This window comes from Amycolatopsis sp. NPDC088138, from assembly GCF_044741685.1.
Taxonomy (GTDB): Bacteria; Actinomycetota; Actinomycetes; order Mycobacteriales; family Pseudonocardiaceae; genus Amycolatopsis.
In genome coordinates, this window is the sequence record NZ_JBIUTB010000008.1 from 418,615 (window position 1) to 436,218 (window position 17,604).

The following is a 17,604-nucleotide window of genomic DNA, read 5'->3' on the forward strand; positions in this document are numbered from 1 at the left end:
GTGGTCTCCCGTCTCGGGCCGGATCAGGAGCCGGGCACGGAGCCGATCTGCGGCGGCTGCGGCGCGGGCGTCTTGATGAGCTTGCCGACCGTGCTCTCCCAGAGCTTGGTCCACGTCCCGTCGGATTCGATCGTCTTCAGGAACTGGTTGACGACGTCCTTGAACTTCGGGTCGTCCTTGGGCATGCCGATGCCGAAGGGGTTCGTCCCGAACGTCGCGTCGAGCAGCTTGACGTCCGACTTGGTGGCGATGACCCCGTACAGCGACGCGTTGTTGAGCGTCATCGCCTCGGCGCGGCCCTGCTCGACGGCGGCGACGCACTGCGCGGCGGTGTCGAACAGGATCGGCTTCGCGGTCGGGACCGCGGCCAGCAGCGCGTCCTTCGCCGCGCCTGACTCGGTGGCGACGTTCTTGCCCGCCAGGTCGCTCGCCTGCTTGATCGTGGTGTCGGCCGACTTCACGACGATGCCGCTGGCCGCCATGTAGTACGGGCCCGCGAAGTTGACGAGCTTCGCGCGGTCCGGCGTGATCGTGTAGGTCTGGATGGCGACGTCGATGGTGTGGTTGCCCAGCAACGCTTCCCGCGTGTCGGAGCCGCCACTTTGGAGCTTCGCGTTGGGCTTGCCGAGCAGGTACTTCGCCAGCAATTGCGCGATGCCGGCGTCGAACCCGGAGAGCTTGCCGGTGGCCGGGTCGAGCTGGGAGAAGCCGATCGTGTTGCGGCTGCCCGCGAACGTCAGCTCGCCCTTCTGCCGGATCTTGTCCAGCATCGGCGTGCTGGGCAGGTTCTGCCCGACGGGGGCGGCGTCGACGACGGCCGTCTCGTCGATCTGGCCGGCGATGTCGGCGGCGGCGGGCTTGGCGGCCGCGCCCGGTGCCTGGTTGGGGGCGCTGCCGCAGGCGGCCAGCACGGCCACCAGCGCGGCGGCGACCGCCGTGACCACTGTGGTGCGAGTTCTCATGGTTGCTCCTGAAAGTGTTAGTGCGCGAGGACTTTGGAGAGGAAGTCGCGGGCCCGGACGGTCTCGGTCCGGTCGAAGAACTCTTCCGGGGTGCCCTCTTCGGCGATGCGGCCGTCGCTCATGAACACGACGCGGTCGGCGGCGCGGCGGGCGAAGCCCATCTCGTGGGTGACGACGACCATCGTGGTGCCGTCGGCGGCGAGGGCGGTCATGACGTCGAGGACCTCGTGGACCATCTCGGGGTCGAGCGCGCTGGTCGGTTCGTCGAACAGCACGATCTTGGGGTTCATCGCCAGCGCGCGGGCGATCGCGACGCGCTGCTGCTGGCCGCCGGAGAGCTCGGCGGGGCGTTTCGCCGCCTGGTCGCCGACGCCGACCCGGTCGAGCAGCCGCCGGGCTTCGGTCTCGGCGTCGCGGGCGGACATCCCGCGGACCTTGATCGGGCCGAGGGTGACGTTGTCGAGGATCGTGCGGTGGCCGAAGAGGTTGAAGGACTGGAACACCATGCCGACGTCGGCCCTCAGCTGCGCGAGCCGGCGTCCTTCGGCGGGCAGTGGCTCCCCGTCGAGGGTGATGGTGCCGGAGCTGACGCGTTCGAGCCGGTTGATGCAGCGGCAGAGCGTCGACTTCCCCGAACCGGACGGCCCGACCACCACGACCACCTCACCCTGGTGGATGTCGAGGTCGACGTCGTGCAGCACTTCGACGTCGCCGAAGCTCTTGCACAGACCGCGGATGCTCACCAGCGGAGCGTTCATCGGCTTCCTCCTGGGCGGACTTGGAAGCGTTCGCTACATTTAACGAGACGTTGTAGCGTGGGCTACCGTTAAGATAGACGGTGCTACCGAGATGTCAACACCTGTCGTCGCCGCTACACGAGAACGACCCGAAGGAGACGCCATGACGAGCCCGCGCCCGAGCGCCGACGCGAGAATCCTGGACCCGGTCGAGTTCTACCACTCGGGCCCGACGGCGTTCTTCGCGTCGCAGGCCGACCAGCGGTTCTCCTACTGCCTCTACGTGCCGAAAGCGCACCGGAGCGCGACCGCGCCGCTCCCGCTCACCGTGGTCGTCCACGGCACCCAGCGCATGGCCGAGCGCTACCGCGACGCCTACCGCGGGTTCGCCGAGGAGCACGAGACCGTCGTGCTGGCCCCGCTGTTCCCGGCCGGCATCGGGGAACCCGGCGACCTGAACGGCTTCAAGCGGCTCAGCTTCAAGGGCGTCCGGTTCGACCAGGTCCTGCTCGACATCGTCGACGAAGTGGCGCAGCGGTACCGGGTCGACGCCGGGAGGTTCGCGCTGCACGGCTTCTCCGGCGGCGGCCAGTTCGTGCACCGGTTCGCCTACCTGCACGCCGCGCGGCTGTCCGCGCTGTCGGTCGGGGCGCCCGGGCGGATCACCCGGATCGACCCCGACGTGCCGTGGTGGCTCGGCACGGCCGACCTGCGCGAACGGTTCGGCCAGGACCTCGCCCTCGACGCGCTGCGGACCGTGCCCGTGCAGCTGGTCGTCGGCGCCGAGGACACCGACACCTGGGAGATCGCCGAGCCGGGCGTCGACGCCGGCGGTGACACGCGGGTCGCCCGGCTCACGACGTTGCGCGACAACTTCGAGCGGCACGGCATCGGCGTGCGCTTCGACGTCGTGCCGGGGATCGCGCACCGCGGGCTGCAGCTGCAGGAGGTCGTGCAGGGGTTCCTGGGAGAGGTCCTCGCGGGTCGCCCGTGAGCGCGGTGCGGCGACAGTACTATGCGGCGGAGTCCAGGGGAGAGCAGATGACCGAGCACGGCGAGAACGGGCAGGACCTGTCGTTCAGCGCCCGGATCAACCGCAACCTCACGGGCATGTCCCGTGCCGAGCGGATCGTCGCCGAGTACCTGCGCGACCACGGCAGGCACGCGATCTTCGCGACCGCCGAACAGATCGGCAGCGCCACCGACACCAGCGACGCGACGGTCGTCCGCACCGCGAAGTCGCTGGGTTTCAGCGGGCTCCTCGATCTGCGGCGCACCCTGGCGGCCGAGGTCGTGGTCGAGACCAACGCCGTGCGTCACTTCCATGATGAGGAGGGCGGGTCCGCCGTGGCCCGGGTGTTCGCCGAGGCGGCCGAGCGGCTGGCCGTGACCCGGCGGCTGGTCGAGGAGGCGGAGTTCGGCTCCGCCGTCGGCCTGCTCGACGAGGCGCGCGAGGTGCTCGCCTTCGGCCTCGGCGGCTCGGGCCTGCTCGCGCGCTACCTCGCGATGCGGCTGACCCGGATGGGACGGCGGGCCCGCGCGAGCTGGGCGACCGGCTTCCAGCTCGCCGACGACCTGCTGGGCCTGGGCGCCGACGACCTCGTGGTGCTCTACACCCCGGCGCGCATCCTGGGCGAGATCGAGGTGGTCCTCGACCACGCGCACAGTGTCGGTGCCCGGGTCCTGCTGATCTCCAGCTCGCTGGGCGCACTGTTCGCCGACCGGGTCGACGTCACCCTGGCGGCTCCCCAGTCGACGACCAACTTCACCGGCGAGATGCTCAGCGCCGAGGTGCTCACGGACGCGCTGCTTCTGCAGCTGGCCTCCCACGACGAGACCCGCACGACCCGGGCCGCGGAGGAGCTGACGAAGCTGCGTTCGGAGCTGGTGCAGGGTGACGACGCCTCGCCCGCGGTGAAGCGGCGTCGCAAGCGTCAGGCCTGAATTCGTCCATAACGGACTATCCACAGTGGACTCTTGTAGTCGTTGCGACCAATGTCTGTAGTAAATACTTCACAGATGGACGTCTTGTAGGTTAGGCTACGAACAGCCGCGGGCCGCGTGTCGACCGGCCGGGACGGCCTGGTCCTCCGCCTGTCGAGGAGATCGTCATGATGTGGTTTTCGCTCGCGCAAGCCGTGCCGGCCGCCACCGCCAACCCGACGCCCGCGTTGTGGCGGATCGTCACCAAGATGGCCTACTTCGCGGGCCTGATCGGCACCATCGGCGCCACGATGCTCCACCTGATCGTGCTGCGCCCGGTGCTGGACCGGCCGTCCGTCGACCCGGCGGACCGGGCGGTGCTCCGGCGCCGGACGAGCCTCTGGCTGGCCTTCGCCGGGACCTGGTACCTGGTCGCGCTCTACTTCCAAATCGCCGGGAAAGCCGCGCGGGTCAAGGGAACCGAGATCCCGTACGGCCAGGCGCTGCGGCCGGGCTCGATCTGGAACTACGTCACCGTGCCCGGCAAGCGCGGCGAGTGGATCTCGACCGGCGCGCAGACCTTGACCCAGTACCTGCTCTGGGGCGCGTCCGCCGTCGTCCTGATGCTCCTGTGGTCACCGCGGATGCGCGCGCACCTGACCGCAATTGCCTTGAGCGGGCTCGTCCTTTCCTTCGTGGCTTATCAGGTCACCTTGCTGCCGACCGACTTCGGCAAGGAGACCCTCGACAACCTCGTCGACGGCGTGCTCGACCACACGCACGTTTTCGCCGTCTCGACCTGGGTCGGCGGGATCGCCGGGCTGGTCGTGCTGGCGACGGCCCGACGCCACCTCACCGCCCGCGCCGGCGACACCTGGGCGCAGCTGTGGACGCGGTTCAGCACCGTCGCGCTGTGTGCCGTCGGCTGCCTGCTGATCAGCGGCCTGTACCTGGCCTGGACGTTCGTCGGCAGCCCCGGCGAACTCTTCACGACGAGCTTCGGCCGGTTCCTGCTGGTCAAGGTTTCCCTGGTGGCGTGCATGATCGCGGTCGGCGGGCTCAACGAGTTCCTGTTGATGCCGCGCATCGCCCGGGCCCGCGCGGCGGGTGCGGACGGCTCGGTCTTCCGGCTTGCTGTGCGCGTGTTCCCGGGCCTGGTCGCCGCCGAAGTCGTGCTGGCCGTCGGCGTGCTCTTCGTCCTGTCGTTCCTGACCGGCTCGGCCCGCGTCGAGGCCGGCGACCCCGACCCGACGCTCAGCGGCGGCATCGTCGGGATCGGTGCCCTGCTGGCCGTCTTGCTCGCGGTTTCCTTTGTCACCACGGCAAAGGTGAGCGAGCGGCTCTCGAAGGCCGCGGTGCCCGTGCCCGCCGCCGAATACTGACCCTACGACGTCCAGGAGGACTGCGCTCCATGACCGACCTCGCTTCCGAACGCGCCCACTTCGTCGGCGGCACCCCGTTCTTCGCCTCGCAGCACGACCAGCGCCTGTTCTACGCGCTGTACGTGCCCAAGGACCACACGCCGGACGCGGAACCGCTGCCGCTCGTGGTCATCCAGCACGGCACCGGGCGGTCGGCCGAGCTCTACCGCGACCTGTGGAAGCAGTTCGCGATCGAGCACCGCTGCGTCATCCTCACCCCGCTGTTCCCGGCCGGGCTGATGGAACCCGGTGAGCTGCACAGCTACAAGTTCCTGGAATACCGCGGCGTCCGCTTCGACGAGGAGCTGCTGCACATCGTCGACGAGGTCGGCGCCGGGTTCAACGTCCGCACCGATCGCTTCTACCTGCACGGTTTCTCCGGCGGCGGGCAGTTCGCGCACCGCTTCTTCTACGCCCGCCCGGAACGCCTCGCCGGCGTGTCGATCGGCGCGCCCGGGCGGATCACGCAGCTCGACGACAGCCTGCCGTGGTGGCTCGGCACCGGCGGCTTCGAGGAGCGCTTCGGCATCCGCATCGACCTCGGCGCCCTGCGCGCGGTGCCGGTGCAGATGGTCGTCGGCTCCGCGGACGTCGAGACGTGGGAGATCAACAACCCCGGCGGCCCGAACTGGATGGACGGCGTCGCCGACACCGGCCGCACCCGGGTGGAACGGCTGCAGACCCTGCGCGACAACTTCGTTTCGCAGGGGATCGCGGTGCGCTGGGACGTCGTCCCGGGTGTCGGGCACCAGGGCAGCGAGGTGATCCCGGTGGTGCAGGACTTCGTCAGCGGGCTGCTGAGCACTCTCGAGAGCGCCCGATGAGCGCCGTCGAGTCCTTTTTGGACGCACTGGCCGCGCGCGGGATGCGCGTGCACTCGCTGCTCGTGCACCGCGACGGCGCGACGACCCTCGACCTGTGGCAGTGGCCGCACGAACCGGACCTGAAGCATAAACTCCACTCGGCCACCAAGAGCTTCACGGCCACCGCGGTCGGGTTCGCCGAGGCGGAAGGGCTGCTCGACCTCGAAGACCCGGTGGTGCGGTTCTTCGACCTGCCCGATCCGGGGGAGAACCTGAGCCGGATGCGCGTGCGGGACCTGCTGACCATGCGCACCGGCCACGCGCGCGGGCTGTCCGGCGCGACGACCCGGCTGCGCAGGACCGGCTGGGCCGGTGAGTTCCTCGAAGAGCCGGTCGTCGAACGCCCGGGCCGCACCTTCCGGTACAGCAGCACGACGAGCCACGTCCTGTCCGCCATCGTGCAGAAGGTCGCGGGCGAACCGGTCGACGAATACCTGCGGCCCCGCCTGTTCGAGCCACTCGGCATCACCGACTTCGACTGGGAACGCGACCCGGACGGCGTGTCCAGCGGTGGCAACGGGTTGTCGCTGCGGCCACGGGACCTGCTGTCGTTCGGCGTGCTTTATCTGCAGGACGGCGTGTGGCAGGGCAAGCGCGTTCTGCCGGCCGGCTGGGTGCGCAAGGCGTCGGCGCCGCACGTGCTGCGCGCGGTCAGCGGGGAGTGGAACGGCAAGGAGCTGCTGCCGGCCGGTCCGGACGCCGTCGCGAACTCCGGGTACGGCTACCAGTTCTGGACGAGCGAAGACGGCAGCTACGCGGCTTCCGGCCTGTTCGGCCAGGAGTGCATGGTGTTCCCGGACTCCGGCGCGGTCGTCGTGATCACCGGTGCCATGCCGGATCCGGAGTACCACGACCTGCCCCGGATGCTGCGTGAGGCGTTCCGCCGTGCGTTCGCCGAGCCGCCCGCAAACCTGGACCACCGGGTCGAGCGGGCGCGGGAACCCGAGCTGCTCGATTCGCCGGGGGAGCGGCCCGTTTTCGCTCGTACCTATGCCTTCGAGACCAACGACCAAGGGGTGCGTTCGCTGTCGGTAGAGGCGACGGCGGACTCCGTGCGGCTCGTCGTCGAGGACGACCGCGGCACGCACACCCTCGACCACGGGCTCGAGAAGTGGGTGCGGCAGCGCACCGGCGTCAGCGTCGGGCGGCTGCACCACTCGTACCAGGACGACGCGGCGCCGATCCTGGCCGGGGCGAAGTGGGCCGGCGACGAGCTGGAGCTGACCTGGCACTTCCTCGAAGGCCCGTTCATCGACCGCCTTACGCTGCGCTTCGAGGGTGACGACGTCGTCCTCGGCCACCGGACCAACGTCAACTCCGGCCCGACGGCCCTCCCGCCCGCGCGCGGCACCGTTCGCGCCTGACCGTCACTCTGCCCCGTCACGAAGGAGGACCATGACCGCACTCGTGCCGGCCGCCGACCTCGACCGCGCGTGGGACGTGGTGTCCCGCCACCTGCCGCCGACGCCGCTCATCCCGTTCCCCCAGGCGGGGCTCGACGTGCCCGTCTACCTCAAGTACGACGGCGCGCAGCCCGTCGGGTCGTTCAAGGTCCGCGGCGCGATCGCGGCCCTGACGGCGTACGCGGGCAAACCCGTCGTCACGGCGTCGGTCGGCAACCACGCCCAGGGCATCGCCTACGGCGCGCGGCTGCTCTCGGTCGACGCGACGGTGGTCGTGCCCACGAGCGCGGCCCCGGTCAAGATCGCGGCGCTGCGCCGCTACCCGATCAACCTCGTCCTCGAGGGTGACGACTTCGACGGCGCCGAGCGCCACGCCCTCGACCTGGCGGAGGCGGGCGGGCAGTACGTCTCGGCGTATAACGATTTACACGTCATCGCCGGGCAGAGCACGCTGCTCACCGAGGTCGCCGCGGACCTCGCCGGGGACTTCACCGTGGTCGTCCCGGCCGGGGGTGGCGGCCTGCTCTCGGGGGTGGCGCTGGCCGCGCGCCGTGCACCCCAGGACGTCCGCGTGATCGGTGTCGAGGCCGGCGCCTGCCGTGCGCTGTCGACGGCCGTGGCCGCGGGTCACGTGGTGCCGGTGCCGATGGGGGAGACCATCGCGGACGGGCTCGACGGCAACCTCGAGCCGGCGTCCGTCACACCCGGCATCGTGCGGGACTGCGGGGTGGAGCTGGTCGCGGTGCCCGAGGCGGCCATCCGCCGGTCGGTGCGGGAGCTCGTCGCGACCGCCGGGGTGGTCGCCGAAGGTGCGTCCGCGACGACCCTGGCCGCGCTGCGCGGGGGCCTCGTGCCTGCGGACCGGCCTGTTGTGCTGGTCATCTCGGGGCGGAACATCGGTCTCGACCTGCTGGCCACGATCCTCGGAGAGTCATGATCACCACGACCGACTACCACACCGCCGGTGAGCCCTTCCGGATCGTCACGGCCGGGGTGCCGGAGATCCCGGGCGCGACGGTCCTCGAGCGCCGGGCCGCCGCCCAGACGTCGCCGGAGATCGACGCCGTCCGGCAGCTGCTGGTGCGCGAGCCGCGCGGGCACGCCGACATGTACGGCTGCTTCCTCGTGCCACCCGACGACGACGGCGCCGAGTTCGGCGTCCTGTTCTGGCACAAGGACGGTTACTCGACGGCGTGTGGCCACGGCACGATCGCGCTCGGCGCGTGGGCGGTGCGCACCGGCCGGGTCGCCGCGGCGTCGAACGGCGTCACCGACGTCGTCATGGACGTGCCGTCGGGCCGGGTCACCGCGGCCGTGTCCTGTGTGGACGGTGTGGCGCGGCGGGTTTCCTTCCGGAACGTGGATTCCTACGTGATGGGCCGGGACGTCGAGGTGGTCACCAAACGGGGCACGGTCCGCGTCGACGTCAGCTACGGCGGCGCGATCTACGCGTCGGTCCCGGCGTCGGCGCTGGGACTTGCGGTGGTTCCCGAGCAGTATTCCGAGCTGATCGCGGCCGGCCGGGAGATCAAGTGGGCCCTGAACGCGACGGAATGGGCCACCCACACCGGAGACAGCCGCCTCAGCGGCGTCTACGCCACGATGATCTACGACGACCTCGGGGACACGCCCGAGGGCCCGCACCAGCGCAACATCACGGTGTTCGCCGACGGCCAGGCCGACCGTTCACCGTGTGGTTCCGGGACTTCCGCGCGGCTCGCGCTGCTGGCCGCCGACGGCCGGCTGCCCGCCGGAGCCGTCCTGACCCACGATTCGATCATCGGGACGACGTTCACCGGGCGCGTCGTGTCGGCCACCTCGGATGCGGTGGCCACCGAGATCGAAGGCACCGCCTACCAGACCGGAGAGTGCACCTTCGCCCTCGATCCGGCCGACGACCTGGGAACGGGGTTCCTACTGCGATGACCACGACCATTGTGGGTGGCGGCAACATGGGCGAGGCCCTCCTCGCCGGGTTGCTCGCCGGAGGCGGTTCGCCCGCCGAGATCACCGTCGTAGAGCCGGCTCCGGCGCGGGCGGAATACCTGCGCTCGCGCTACGACGTGACGGTGACGTCGCTCGGCGAGGCCGTGGCGAAGGCGGACGCGCTGCTGATCACCGTGAAGCCGTACCACTTCGCGGCGCTGCTCGACGAGCTGGCTTCCTTGGTGACGCCGGGGCAGCTGCTCGTCTCGGCGGTGGGCGGGACGCCGACGTCCGGCATCGAGGCGCGGCTGCCGGGGGAGCCGGTGGTGGTGCGGAGCATGCCGAACCTGCCGGTCTCGCTCGGCGCGGGCACGATCGCGATCAGCGCGGGCCGCTACGCCGCTGCGGCGGATCTCGACCGGGTGAAGACGCTGCTGGCGCCGCTCGGCCGGGTCGTCACGGTCCAGGAAAGCCAGCTGGACACGGTAACGGCGCTCTCCGGCGGCGGTCCCGCGTACTTCGCCCTTCTCGCCGAAGCGATGATCGACGCCGGAGTCCTGGCGGGTCTCCCACGGCCGTTGTCGGAGGAGCTGGTCCTGGCCACAGCGGCGGGGGCGGGCCGGATGCTGGGCGAGCCGGACGCCGACCCGGCGCAGCTGCGCGCGGCGGTCTGCAGCCCGGGCGGCACCACGATCACGGCGATCCAGGAGCTGGAGAGCCGAGCCTTACGCGCGGCGGTGATGTCCGCGGTGGTGGCCGCCCGCGACCGCTCGATCGAAATGGGCCGCTGAAGTTCGTTCCCCGCAAGTCCGTGAATGGCCCATTGAGGGACTCTAAGTCCCTCAATGGGCCATTCACGGACTTGGTAGCCGCGGCAGAGGTGGCGCGGGTGGTCGTCAGGGGCGGCGTCGGGGGGTGCCGGGGACCAGGCGGTCCCGGAGGGACGCCAGGAGTTCCGTGTTCGCTGACACCGAGCTGGGGTCTTTCTTGGCGATCGCCAAGAGCAGGCAGTCCAGCACCAGCGTCGTGCTCAGGCCTTCTTGGGTGAGGCCGCTTGGGGAGCGGGTCGCCGTGAGCGTTACGTCGACTTGACTGTCCAAAGTGGCGCCCAGCGAGTCCGTCAGCAGCAGTACTCCCGCGTCTACTGAACGTGCGTGGCGGACGAGGGTGGTCATGTCCGGCAGGAGGCGTTCCGGTGCGTTCAGCACCACGACGTCACCCGCCTCGATCGTGAGCAGTTCGTCGGCGAGCCGGAACCCCGTCGCCGACGTGCTGCGGGCCCGGCGGCCGAGGCGCTGCAGGCGGGTCGCGAGGTAGCGCACCGGCAGTTCCGACACGCCCAGGCCGTAGCCGAGGACCGCGTTCGCGCCCGCCAGCAGCTCGACCGCGGCCGTGAACGCCGGCTCGGCCAGCAGCCGCCGGGTTTCGGTGAGGCGGTCGACGGACTCCGCGAGCAGCTCGTCCAGCAGGGACGTCGTGTCGTCGCCGGCCTGCTCGACGCGCTTGCGCAGCCGGGTGGCCGGGGTGTCGGAGACGACGTCCCGGCCCACCGCGCGCTTGAGCTCGGGCAGGCCCGAGTAGCCGAGGGCCTTGACCGTGCGGATGACGGTCGCGTCGCTGGTCCCGCTCAGCGTGCCCAGCTCACCCGCCGTGGACAGCACGATCATCCCCGGGTGCTTCCACAGGTACTCGGCGACGCGCCGTTCGGCGGCCGAGAGCTCCCCGATCCGCCGGCCGATCCGGTCGGCCAGCGGCTCGCTTCCGTCGTCGCTCACGGAGAGCAGCCTACCCAGCGGGGCCGTCAGCGGGACTCCGCGTCGACGCGGGTCGTGACGCCGGTTTCCACGATCGTGCGGGTCGCGTCCACCGAGGCGTACGTCCAGAGGATGCGCATCGGCTCGGTCGCCGACGCGTTGCGGAAGCGGTGCGGGGTGCCCGCGTCGACGTAGGTCGTGTCCCACCGTGACAGCCGGTGCTCGACGCCGCCGATCTCGGCGATCGCCTCGCCTTCGAGGATCACGACGCTCTCCGGGCAGTTGTGCGTGTGCAACGGGATGCCCGCGCCGCCCTCGAACGCCGTGGTGCCGTTGAGGAACACCCGCGCCCCGACCGCCCGGGTCACCAGCGGCACGGTGCTCGCCCCGCCGCCGCGGTTGTGCGCGGGCAGGGATCCGGGCCGCAGGACCGCGGGCGGGAACCCGGCCGTCGGCGCGGCCGGGCCGGTCCACACGGTCTTGGTGTTGACGAACTCGCGGATGCCTTCGGCGCCCAGCTCCCGGCCGTAACCGGACTTCTTGATGCCGCCGAACGGCAGCCGCGCGTCCGAGGCGACCATGCCGTTGACGAACACCGCGCCCGCGTCCAGCTCCCGGACGAGCCCGGCGGCGCGGTCCAGGTCGCGGGTCCACAGCGCCGCGCCGAGGCCGAACTCGGTCCGGTTGGCCAGGGCGATCGCCTCGGCGGCGTCGGCGGCGCGGGTGATCGCCGCGACCGGCCCGAACGTCTCCTCGTCGAACGCCGCCATCCCCGGCGTGACGTGGTCGAGCACGGTCGGCGGGTAGAAGAAGCCCGGCCCGCCGTCGGGCTCGCCGCCCAGCAGCAGCTTCGCCCCGGCGGCCACACTGCGCTCGACCTGGTCGTGCAGGGTGGCCCGCAGGTTCTCCCGGGCCAGCGGGCCGATGTCGGTGCCCGGCGAGCCGGGGTGGCCGACCCGCAGCGCGGCGACCGCCGCCGTGAACGCCTCGGCGAACTCGTCGGCCACCGCGTCTTCGACGATGAACCGCTTGGCGTTGACGCAGCTCTGGCCGCCGTTGACGAACCGTGCCTTGACGGCCGTGGCCGCGGCGGCCGGCACGTCGGCGTCGGCCAGCACGACGAACGGGTCGGACCCGCCCAGCTCGAGCACCTGCTTCTTCAACGCCGCACCGGCCTGCGCGGCGATGATCGTGCCGACCTGGGTGGAGCCGGTGAAGGTGACGGCGGCGATCCGGTCGTCGGCGATGAGGCCCGCCACCGCGTCCGCCTCCACCAGCAGCGTGGCGCACAGCCCGGCCGGCGCGCCCGCGTCGCGGAGCACCTCCGCGATGGCCAGCGCGCACTGCGGCACGTTGCCCGCGTGCTTGAGGATCGTGCCGTCTCCCGCGGCGAGCGCGGGCGCGGCGAAGCGGAAGAACTGCCAGAACGGGTAGTTCCACGGCATCACGGCCAGCACCACGCCCAGCGGGTCGTAGACGACCTTGCTCTCGGTGGCGTTCGACGCGACCGGCCGGTCGGCGAGGTAGGCGGGCGCGTGCTCGGCGTAGTGCTCGCACGTCACCGCGCACTTCTCGATTTCGGCCGCGGACTCCGCGATCGGCTTGCCCATCTCCGCGGTGATCAGCCGGGCGTACTTTTCCTTGCCCGCGCGGAGAACGCGGGCCAGCTCCCGCAGCAGCCCCACCCGGTCGGTGACGCCTAGGGTGCGCCAGCGGGCCTGGGCGCGGACGGCCGCGTCGAGCACGGCGTCGACGTCGGCGGGGGAGTGCGGGGTGAACCGGGCCAGCTCGGTGCCGCTCGCCGGGTCGACGGAGAGGATCATCGGACTCCAGTCTTTTCGAGGGTGTGCACGACGGCTTCGGCGAACGCGGCGGTGCCGAGCTCGCCGCCGACGTCGCGGGTGCGGGTGGCGGGGTCGTCGAGGACCGCGTCGACGGCCGCGGTGATCAGCGCCGCCGCCTCGACCAGGCCGGGGTTGCCGTCGCGGCGGCCGCGCCAGTCGAGCAGCATCGCGGCGGACAGGATCAGCGACGTCGGGTTGGCGACGCCGAGCCCGGCGATGTCGGGGGCGGACCCGTGCTGCGCCTGCCCGACGCACAGGTCGTGGCCGGCGTTGACCGACCCGGCCAGGCCGAGCCCGCCGGACAGCTCGGACGCCTCGTCGGACAGGATGTCGCCGAACATGTTGGTGGTGACCACGACGTCGAACCGGTCCGGGGTGCGGATCAGCAGCGCGGCCGCGGCGTCGACGATCAGCTCCTCGAGCTCGACGTCCGGGTACCGCTCGGCGACCGCCCGGACCTCGCGCAGGAACAGGCCGTCGGACAGCTTGAGCACGTTGGCCTTGTGCACCGCGGTCACCTTGCGGCGCCGGCCGCGCGCCAGTTCGAACGCGGCCACGGCCACCCGCTCGGACGCCTTCGCGCTGACCTTGCGGACCGCCAGCGCCAGATCGGGGTCGGGCATGAACTCGCCGGTGCCCGCGTGCATGTTGCGGTCGGCGTAGAAGCCTTCGGTGTTCTCCCGCACGATGACCAGGTCCATCGGGGAGCGCAGCAGGCTCAGCCCGGCGCGCGAGCGGCACGGCCGGACGTTGGCGAACAGCTCGAACACCGTGCGCAGCTCGGCCGACGGGTTGATGCCGCCGTCCGCGCGCGGCGGGTACTCGTAGTGCGACACCGGGCCGAGCAGCACGCCGTCGACCTGCGGGATCCGGGTCAGCACCTCGGCGGGCAGGGTGGTGCCGGACGCGGCGAGCGACGCGAGCCCGATGTCGCGGGTCTCGAAGGCCAGGCCGAGGCCGAGCCGGGTGTCGGCGGCGGTGAGGACGTCGAGGGTGGCGGCGGTGATCTCGGGGCCGATGCCGTCACCCGGCAGGACGAGGATTCTCATGAGGACCTTCCAGTCAGGAGTGCCGCCAGGTGCGGCCGCAGCCGCTCGGCGAGCAGGCGGTAGCCGTCGGCGCCCGGGTGCAGGCCGTCGGCCAGCAGGTGCGCGTCGGCCGGGCCGAAGACCGACGGGCCGTCCAGCACGGGCAGGCCGTGCGCGGCGGCCGCGACCTCGGCGCGGACGTCCGCGAGGGTCAGGCCGTGCGCGTTGCGCTGGGTTTCGCGGTCGGGGGCGTGCAGGGGAGTGGTCAGCAGGATCGGCGTGTCCGGGTGGCCGTCGCGGATCGTGCGCACGAACCCCTCCAGCGCAGGCCCGAGCGAGCGTGCGGAAAACGTGGCGGCGCCGTGGATGTTGACGCCGACGCAGAGGCTGATCACGTCGGCTTCGGTGTCGCGGATGTACCGCGCGACGGCCGGGTCGAGGTGGCATTCCCCGGCGAAACCCAGGCAGCGCAACGACCAGCCGAGTTCGGTCGCGACGAGCGCGGGCCACGTCTCGGACGGCCCGGCCGCCAGCCGGCACTGGGTGATGGAACTGCCGTAGGCGATCCACTTCGGACCTTCCGGCACCGCTTCCGGTGCGCCGTCCAGGTCGAGTTCGCCCAGGCTGACGTGGTGCGACTGCGGCAGCCAGATCCGCACCCGCTTGCGGCCTTCGGGAAGGCCGTCGACGCGGACCGTGGGGGAGCGGCTGACCAGCTTGCCGTCGACCACGACGTCGATGTTTCCGTCGGTCCGCACGTCCCAGCCGAACCCGCGGGCGTCGGTCTCGAACTCCAGCCGCACTCCGGCGGTCATCCGCGCGACGTCGTCGAGCCGCGGATGCAGCGGCACCGAGGGCAGCCGGCGGGGGACGAACCGGCCGTCCTGCTCGACGAGTTCCGCGTGGCCGCGCAGGAAGTCCTTCACGAGCCGAGCTCGTCGGCGAGGTGGGCGACGGCCAGGCGCAGGTCCGCCTCGTCGATCACCAGCGGGGGTGCGAGCCGGATCGTCGAGCCGTGGGCGTCCTTGGCCAGCACGCCACGGCGTAGCAGCCCTTCGCAGACGTCACGGCCGCTGCGGCCGACGACGTCGATCCCGGCCCAGAGGCCGAGTGTGCGTACCTCGCGGACGTTCGGCAGGCCGGTGAGCAGCTCCGCGAAGATCGTGCCCAGTTCCGCGGCCCGGCGCTGCGGCTCGCCGGTGGCGAGCTTGCGGACCACGGCCGTGCCGACGGCGCAGGCCAGCGGGTTGCCGCCGAAGGTGCTGCCGTGCTGGCCCGGCCGCAGGACACCGAGGACGTCCGCGCGCGACACCACCGCCGACAGCGGGACCAGGCCGCCGCCGAGCGCCTTCCCGAGCAGGTAGACGTCCGGCACGACACCGTAGTGCTCGCAGGCGAAGGTGCGCCCGGTGCGGCCGAGGCCGGACTGGATCTCGTCGGCGATCAGCAGGACGTTGCCGGCGGTACAGGCTTCGCGGACGTCGGCGAGATAGCCGTCAGGAGGCAGGACGACCCCGGCTTCCCCTTGCACCGGCTCGATCAGGACGGCGACCGTGTCCTCGGTGAGGGCGGCGCGCAACGCCCCGGCGTCGCCGAACGGGACGGTGTCGAAGCCCGGGGTGAACGGGCCGAAGTCCGCGGTGGCGTCAGGGTCGCCGGAGAAGCTGACGATGGTCGTGGTGCGGCCGTGGAAATTGCCGCCCGCCACCACGATCCGCGCCCGGCCGGCCGGGACGCCTTTGACCGTGTAGCCCCATTTCCGGGCGACCTTGATCGCCGTCTCCACGGCTTCGGCGCCGGTGTTCATCGGCAGGACCGTGTCCATCCCGGCCAGCTCGGCGAGCTCGGTGCTGAACGTGGCGAGCCGGTCGTGGTGGAACGCGCGGCTGGTCAGGGTGAGCCGGTCGAGCTGCTCGTGGGCCACGGACAGGAGTTCCTTGTCGCCGTGGCCGAAGTTCAGTGCGCTGTACCCGGCGAGCAGGTCGAGGTAGGTCCGGCCCTCGACGTCGGTGACCCGGGCGCCGCGGCCCTCGGTCAGCACGACGGGCAGCGGGTGGTAGTTGTGCGCGGTGCTCGCTTCGACCCGGCCGATCTCGTCGGTCGTCGCGCTCATGGGTTCTCTTTCCGGTGCGGGGTTCGGGGCCGGCGGCCGCCGGTCTGGCTGAGTTCGGTGCGCAGTTCGGTCAGCAGCTCGGCCCGTTCGGTGGCGCGGGCTTCGTCCTTCGCGCGGACGCCGAGCACCAGGGCGTCGGTGAGCACCTGGGACGGCAGTCCTTCGCCGGTCGCCCCGGTCGGGGTGTGCGCGGCGGACAGGGCGACGTGCACGCGGTCGGCGAACACCGGGCCCAGCGAGTCGGAGATCAGCACGGCCCGCGCGCCGACGGCGGCGGCGTGGTCGAGCACGACGTCGATCTCGGCGAGCAGCCGGCTGGGGGAGTACAGGACGACGACGTCGCCGCCGGCGAGGTCGAGCAGGTCGTCGGCCAGCCGGAAGCCGGTGGCGCCGGTGGCGCGGGCCCGCCTGCCGATGCGCCGCAGCCGCAGCGCGAGGTAACCGGCCACGGTTTCCGACGGCCCGATGCCGAACGCGAGCACCTCCCGGGCTTCGGCGAGGACGTCGACGGCCTCGCCGAACGCGGCTTCGGTGGTGAGCCGCAGGGTGTCGGCGAGCCGCTGAGTGGCTTCGGCGAACACGTGGCTGAGCAGGGAGTCCTGCGAGCTGGGCGGCGCCGGGGCGGTGGCCCGCACGACCTGCCGGGTGAGGCTGTGCCGCAGCTCCAGCAGCCCGGAGTAACCGAGCGACCGGGCGGTCCGCACCACGGTGGCGTCACTGGTCCCGGCGGCGGCCGCGATCTGCCCGGCGGTCGCGAAGATGGCGTCCGGACCGTGGTTGCGCAGGTACTCGGCCACCTTCCGCTCGGCGGCGGTCAGCAAGGCCAGGCGTCCGGTGATCCGGTCCTGGAGCGACAGGTCTGTAGTGTCCATATCACCCCATGGTCGGTTTGTAGGATCGATTACAGTGTAGCGCATCCGTCAGCTTGCGCAAGTGTTGTAGTCGACACTACGAGCAGAGTCTGGTCAGGACAGTGCACTTCGGAGTCGAACGGGCAAACCGGGCGGTACCGGCGGGCAGCGCGTCGGCGACCTCGATCGGGCTGACGTAACGTCGAATTCACGGATAGCCCGACCATTCCGGGCGTTTCACGGTCCGGAATTCGACGAGAGGAATCGTCATGACGAACAAATGGACGAGAATCGGTGCGATGACCGCGGCCGTGGCGACGGCGGCATTGACCGGTGCGGCACCGGCGAATGCACAGGCCGAGCGGCACTGCGTGCTCGACTCGGAAACCGGTGCGCAGCAATGCTTCGCCGACTACCAGTAGGTGCTCTCGTACGCCGCACGCGGCACGCAGCGCTCCGAGGTCGCCGCCCAGGCAAACGGGGATGTCGTGCAGGGCACGTTCTTCGACGGCCCGGACTACACGGGCAACTCGCTGACGATCACCGGACCGGAACTGTGCAAAAAGGACGGCTGGGTGAACTGGCAGTTCGACCTCGGCGACGACTGGAAGAACAAGATCACCTCCGTGCAGCCGTGGGGTGACTGCTGGATCTGGCTCTACCCGGAGCCGAACCTCGGTGGTGACCGGGACGGTCCCTTCAAGGAGAACAACGGAAACATCGGGTCCTACATGGACAACCGCACCCAGTCCATCGGCTTCAGCTGATTCCCCGACGCG

Annotated in this window: 18 protein-coding genes; 10 read left to right on the plus strand and 8 right to left on the minus strand. The window is 71.4% G+C overall.

The window, feature by feature from the left end; translation table 11 throughout:
* Positions 1-23: 23 nt before the first annotated feature.
* Positions 24-962 (minus strand): transporter substrate-binding domain-containing protein, encoded by a 939-nt coding sequence (locus ACIOD2_RS42690; RefSeq protein WP_400551094.1) that lies wholly within the window; start codon positions 960-962, stop codon positions 24-26.
* Between the two features lie 17 nt (positions 963-979).
* On the minus strand, positions 980-1,720 hold the full coding sequence (locus tag ACIOD2_RS42695) for an amino acid ABC transporter ATP-binding protein (protein ID WP_400551095.1): 741 nt from the start codon (positions 1,718-1,720) through the stop codon (positions 980-982).
* Between the two features lie 142 nt (positions 1,721-1,862).
* Here ACIOD2_RS42695 and ACIOD2_RS42700 point away from each other — a divergent pair, with 142 nt between their 5' ends.
* From ACIOD2_RS42700 to proC, 8 genes are all read left to right on the plus strand, one after another.
* Positions 1,863-2,693, plus strand: a complete 831-nt coding sequence (locus tag ACIOD2_RS42700; protein WP_400551096.1) for an alpha/beta hydrolase — start codon at positions 1,863-1,865, stop codon at positions 2,691-2,693.
* Positions 2,694-2,740: 47 nt separating this feature from the next.
* Positions 2,741-3,643: a MurR/RpiR family transcriptional regulator gene (locus ACIOD2_RS42705; protein ID WP_400551097.1), complete on the plus strand. Its 903-nt coding sequence runs from the start codon at positions 2,741-2,743 to the stop codon at positions 3,641-3,643.
* 167 nt (positions 3,644-3,810) lie between these two features.
* On the plus strand, positions 3,811-5,004 hold the full coding sequence (locus ACIOD2_RS42710) for a copper resistance D family protein (RefSeq protein ID WP_400551098.1): 1,194 nt from the start codon (positions 3,811-3,813) through the stop codon (positions 5,002-5,004).
* A 29-nt stretch (positions 5,005-5,033) separates the two neighbouring features.
* The gene (locus tag ACIOD2_RS42715) at positions 5,034-5,867 is read left to right on the plus strand and encodes an alpha/beta hydrolase (RefSeq protein ID WP_400551099.1); all 834 of its coding nucleotides are present in this window, start codon (positions 5,034-5,036) and stop codon (positions 5,865-5,867) included.
* The gene (locus tag ACIOD2_RS42720) at positions 5,864-7,270 is read left to right on the plus strand and encodes a serine hydrolase domain-containing protein (RefSeq protein WP_400551100.1); all 1,407 of its coding nucleotides are present in this window, start codon (positions 5,864-5,866) and stop codon (positions 7,268-7,270) included. Before ACIOD2_RS42715 ends, ACIOD2_RS42720 begins: the two co-directional genes overlap by 4 nt.
* Positions 7,271-7,301: 31 nt before the next feature.
* Positions 7,302-8,246 carry a threonine/serine dehydratase gene (locus tag ACIOD2_RS42725; protein ID WP_400551101.1) on the plus strand — a complete coding sequence of 315 codons (945 nt, stop codon included), beginning with the start codon at positions 7,302-7,304 and terminating at the stop codon, positions 8,244-8,246.
* Entirely contained in the window at positions 8,243-9,235 is a 993-nt protein-coding gene (locus ACIOD2_RS42730; protein ID WP_400551102.1) for a proline racemase family protein, read from the plus strand. Before ACIOD2_RS42725 ends, ACIOD2_RS42730 begins: the two co-directional genes overlap by 4 nt.
* Positions 9,232-10,026: a pyrroline-5-carboxylate reductase gene (gene proC / locus ACIOD2_RS42735; protein ID WP_400551103.1), complete on the plus strand. Its 795-nt coding sequence runs from the start codon at positions 9,232-9,234 to the stop codon at positions 10,024-10,026. Before ACIOD2_RS42730 ends, proC begins: the two co-directional genes overlap by 4 nt.
* A gap of 105 nt (positions 10,027-10,131) precedes the next feature.
* Here the strand turns inward: proC and ACIOD2_RS42740 are convergent, their stop codons facing one another.
* Genes ACIOD2_RS42740 through ACIOD2_RS42765 form a run of 6 tightly spaced genes read right to left on the minus strand, consistent with a single transcriptional unit; the run spans position 10,132 to position 16,846 of the window.
* Positions 10,132-11,010, minus strand: a complete 879-nt coding sequence (locus tag ACIOD2_RS42740; protein WP_400551104.1) for a MurR/RpiR family transcriptional regulator — start codon at positions 11,008-11,010, stop codon at positions 10,132-10,134.
* A gap of 26 nt (positions 11,011-11,036) precedes the next feature.
* Positions 11,037-12,812, minus strand: a complete 1,776-nt coding sequence (locus ACIOD2_RS42745) for an aldehyde dehydrogenase family protein (RefSeq protein WP_400551105.1) — start codon at positions 12,810-12,812, stop codon at positions 11,037-11,039.
* On the minus strand, positions 12,809-13,882 hold the full coding sequence (locus tag ACIOD2_RS42750; protein WP_400551106.1) for an isocitrate/isopropylmalate dehydrogenase family protein: 1,074 nt from the start codon (positions 13,880-13,882) through the stop codon (positions 12,809-12,811). Before ACIOD2_RS42750 ends, ACIOD2_RS42745 begins: the two co-directional genes overlap by 4 nt.
* Positions 13,879-14,787 carry a GDSL-type esterase/lipase family protein gene (locus tag ACIOD2_RS42755; RefSeq protein WP_400551108.1) on the minus strand — a complete coding sequence of 303 codons (909 nt, stop codon included), beginning with the start codon at positions 14,785-14,787 and terminating at the stop codon, positions 13,879-13,881. The genes ACIOD2_RS42750 and ACIOD2_RS42755 overlap by 4 nt, the downstream gene beginning before the upstream one ends.
* Positions 14,784-15,974 carry an ornithine--oxo-acid transaminase gene (gene rocD, locus ACIOD2_RS42760; RefSeq protein WP_400551110.1) on the minus strand — a complete coding sequence of 397 codons (1,191 nt, stop codon included), beginning with the start codon at positions 15,972-15,974 and terminating at the stop codon, positions 14,784-14,786. Before rocD ends, ACIOD2_RS42755 begins: the two co-directional genes overlap by 4 nt.
* Positions 15,971-16,846: a MurR/RpiR family transcriptional regulator gene (locus ACIOD2_RS42765; RefSeq protein ID WP_400551112.1), complete on the minus strand. Its 876-nt coding sequence runs from the start codon at positions 16,844-16,846 to the stop codon at positions 15,971-15,973. The genes rocD and ACIOD2_RS42765 overlap by 4 nt, the downstream gene beginning before the upstream one ends.
* A 248-nt stretch (positions 16,847-17,094) precedes the next feature.
* On the opposite strand from ACIOD2_RS42765, the gene ACIOD2_RS42770 reads away from it, so the two are divergent.
* A complete protein-coding gene (locus ACIOD2_RS42770) occupies positions 17,095-17,247 on the plus strand; it encodes a hypothetical protein (RefSeq protein WP_400551114.1) in 153 nt (50 codons plus the stop codon).
* Positions 17,248-17,592 carry a hypothetical protein gene (locus tag ACIOD2_RS42775; RefSeq protein ID WP_400551115.1) on the plus strand — a complete coding sequence of 115 codons (345 nt, stop codon included), beginning with the start codon at positions 17,248-17,250 and terminating at the stop codon, positions 17,590-17,592.
* Positions 17,593-17,604 lie beyond the last annotated feature (12 nt).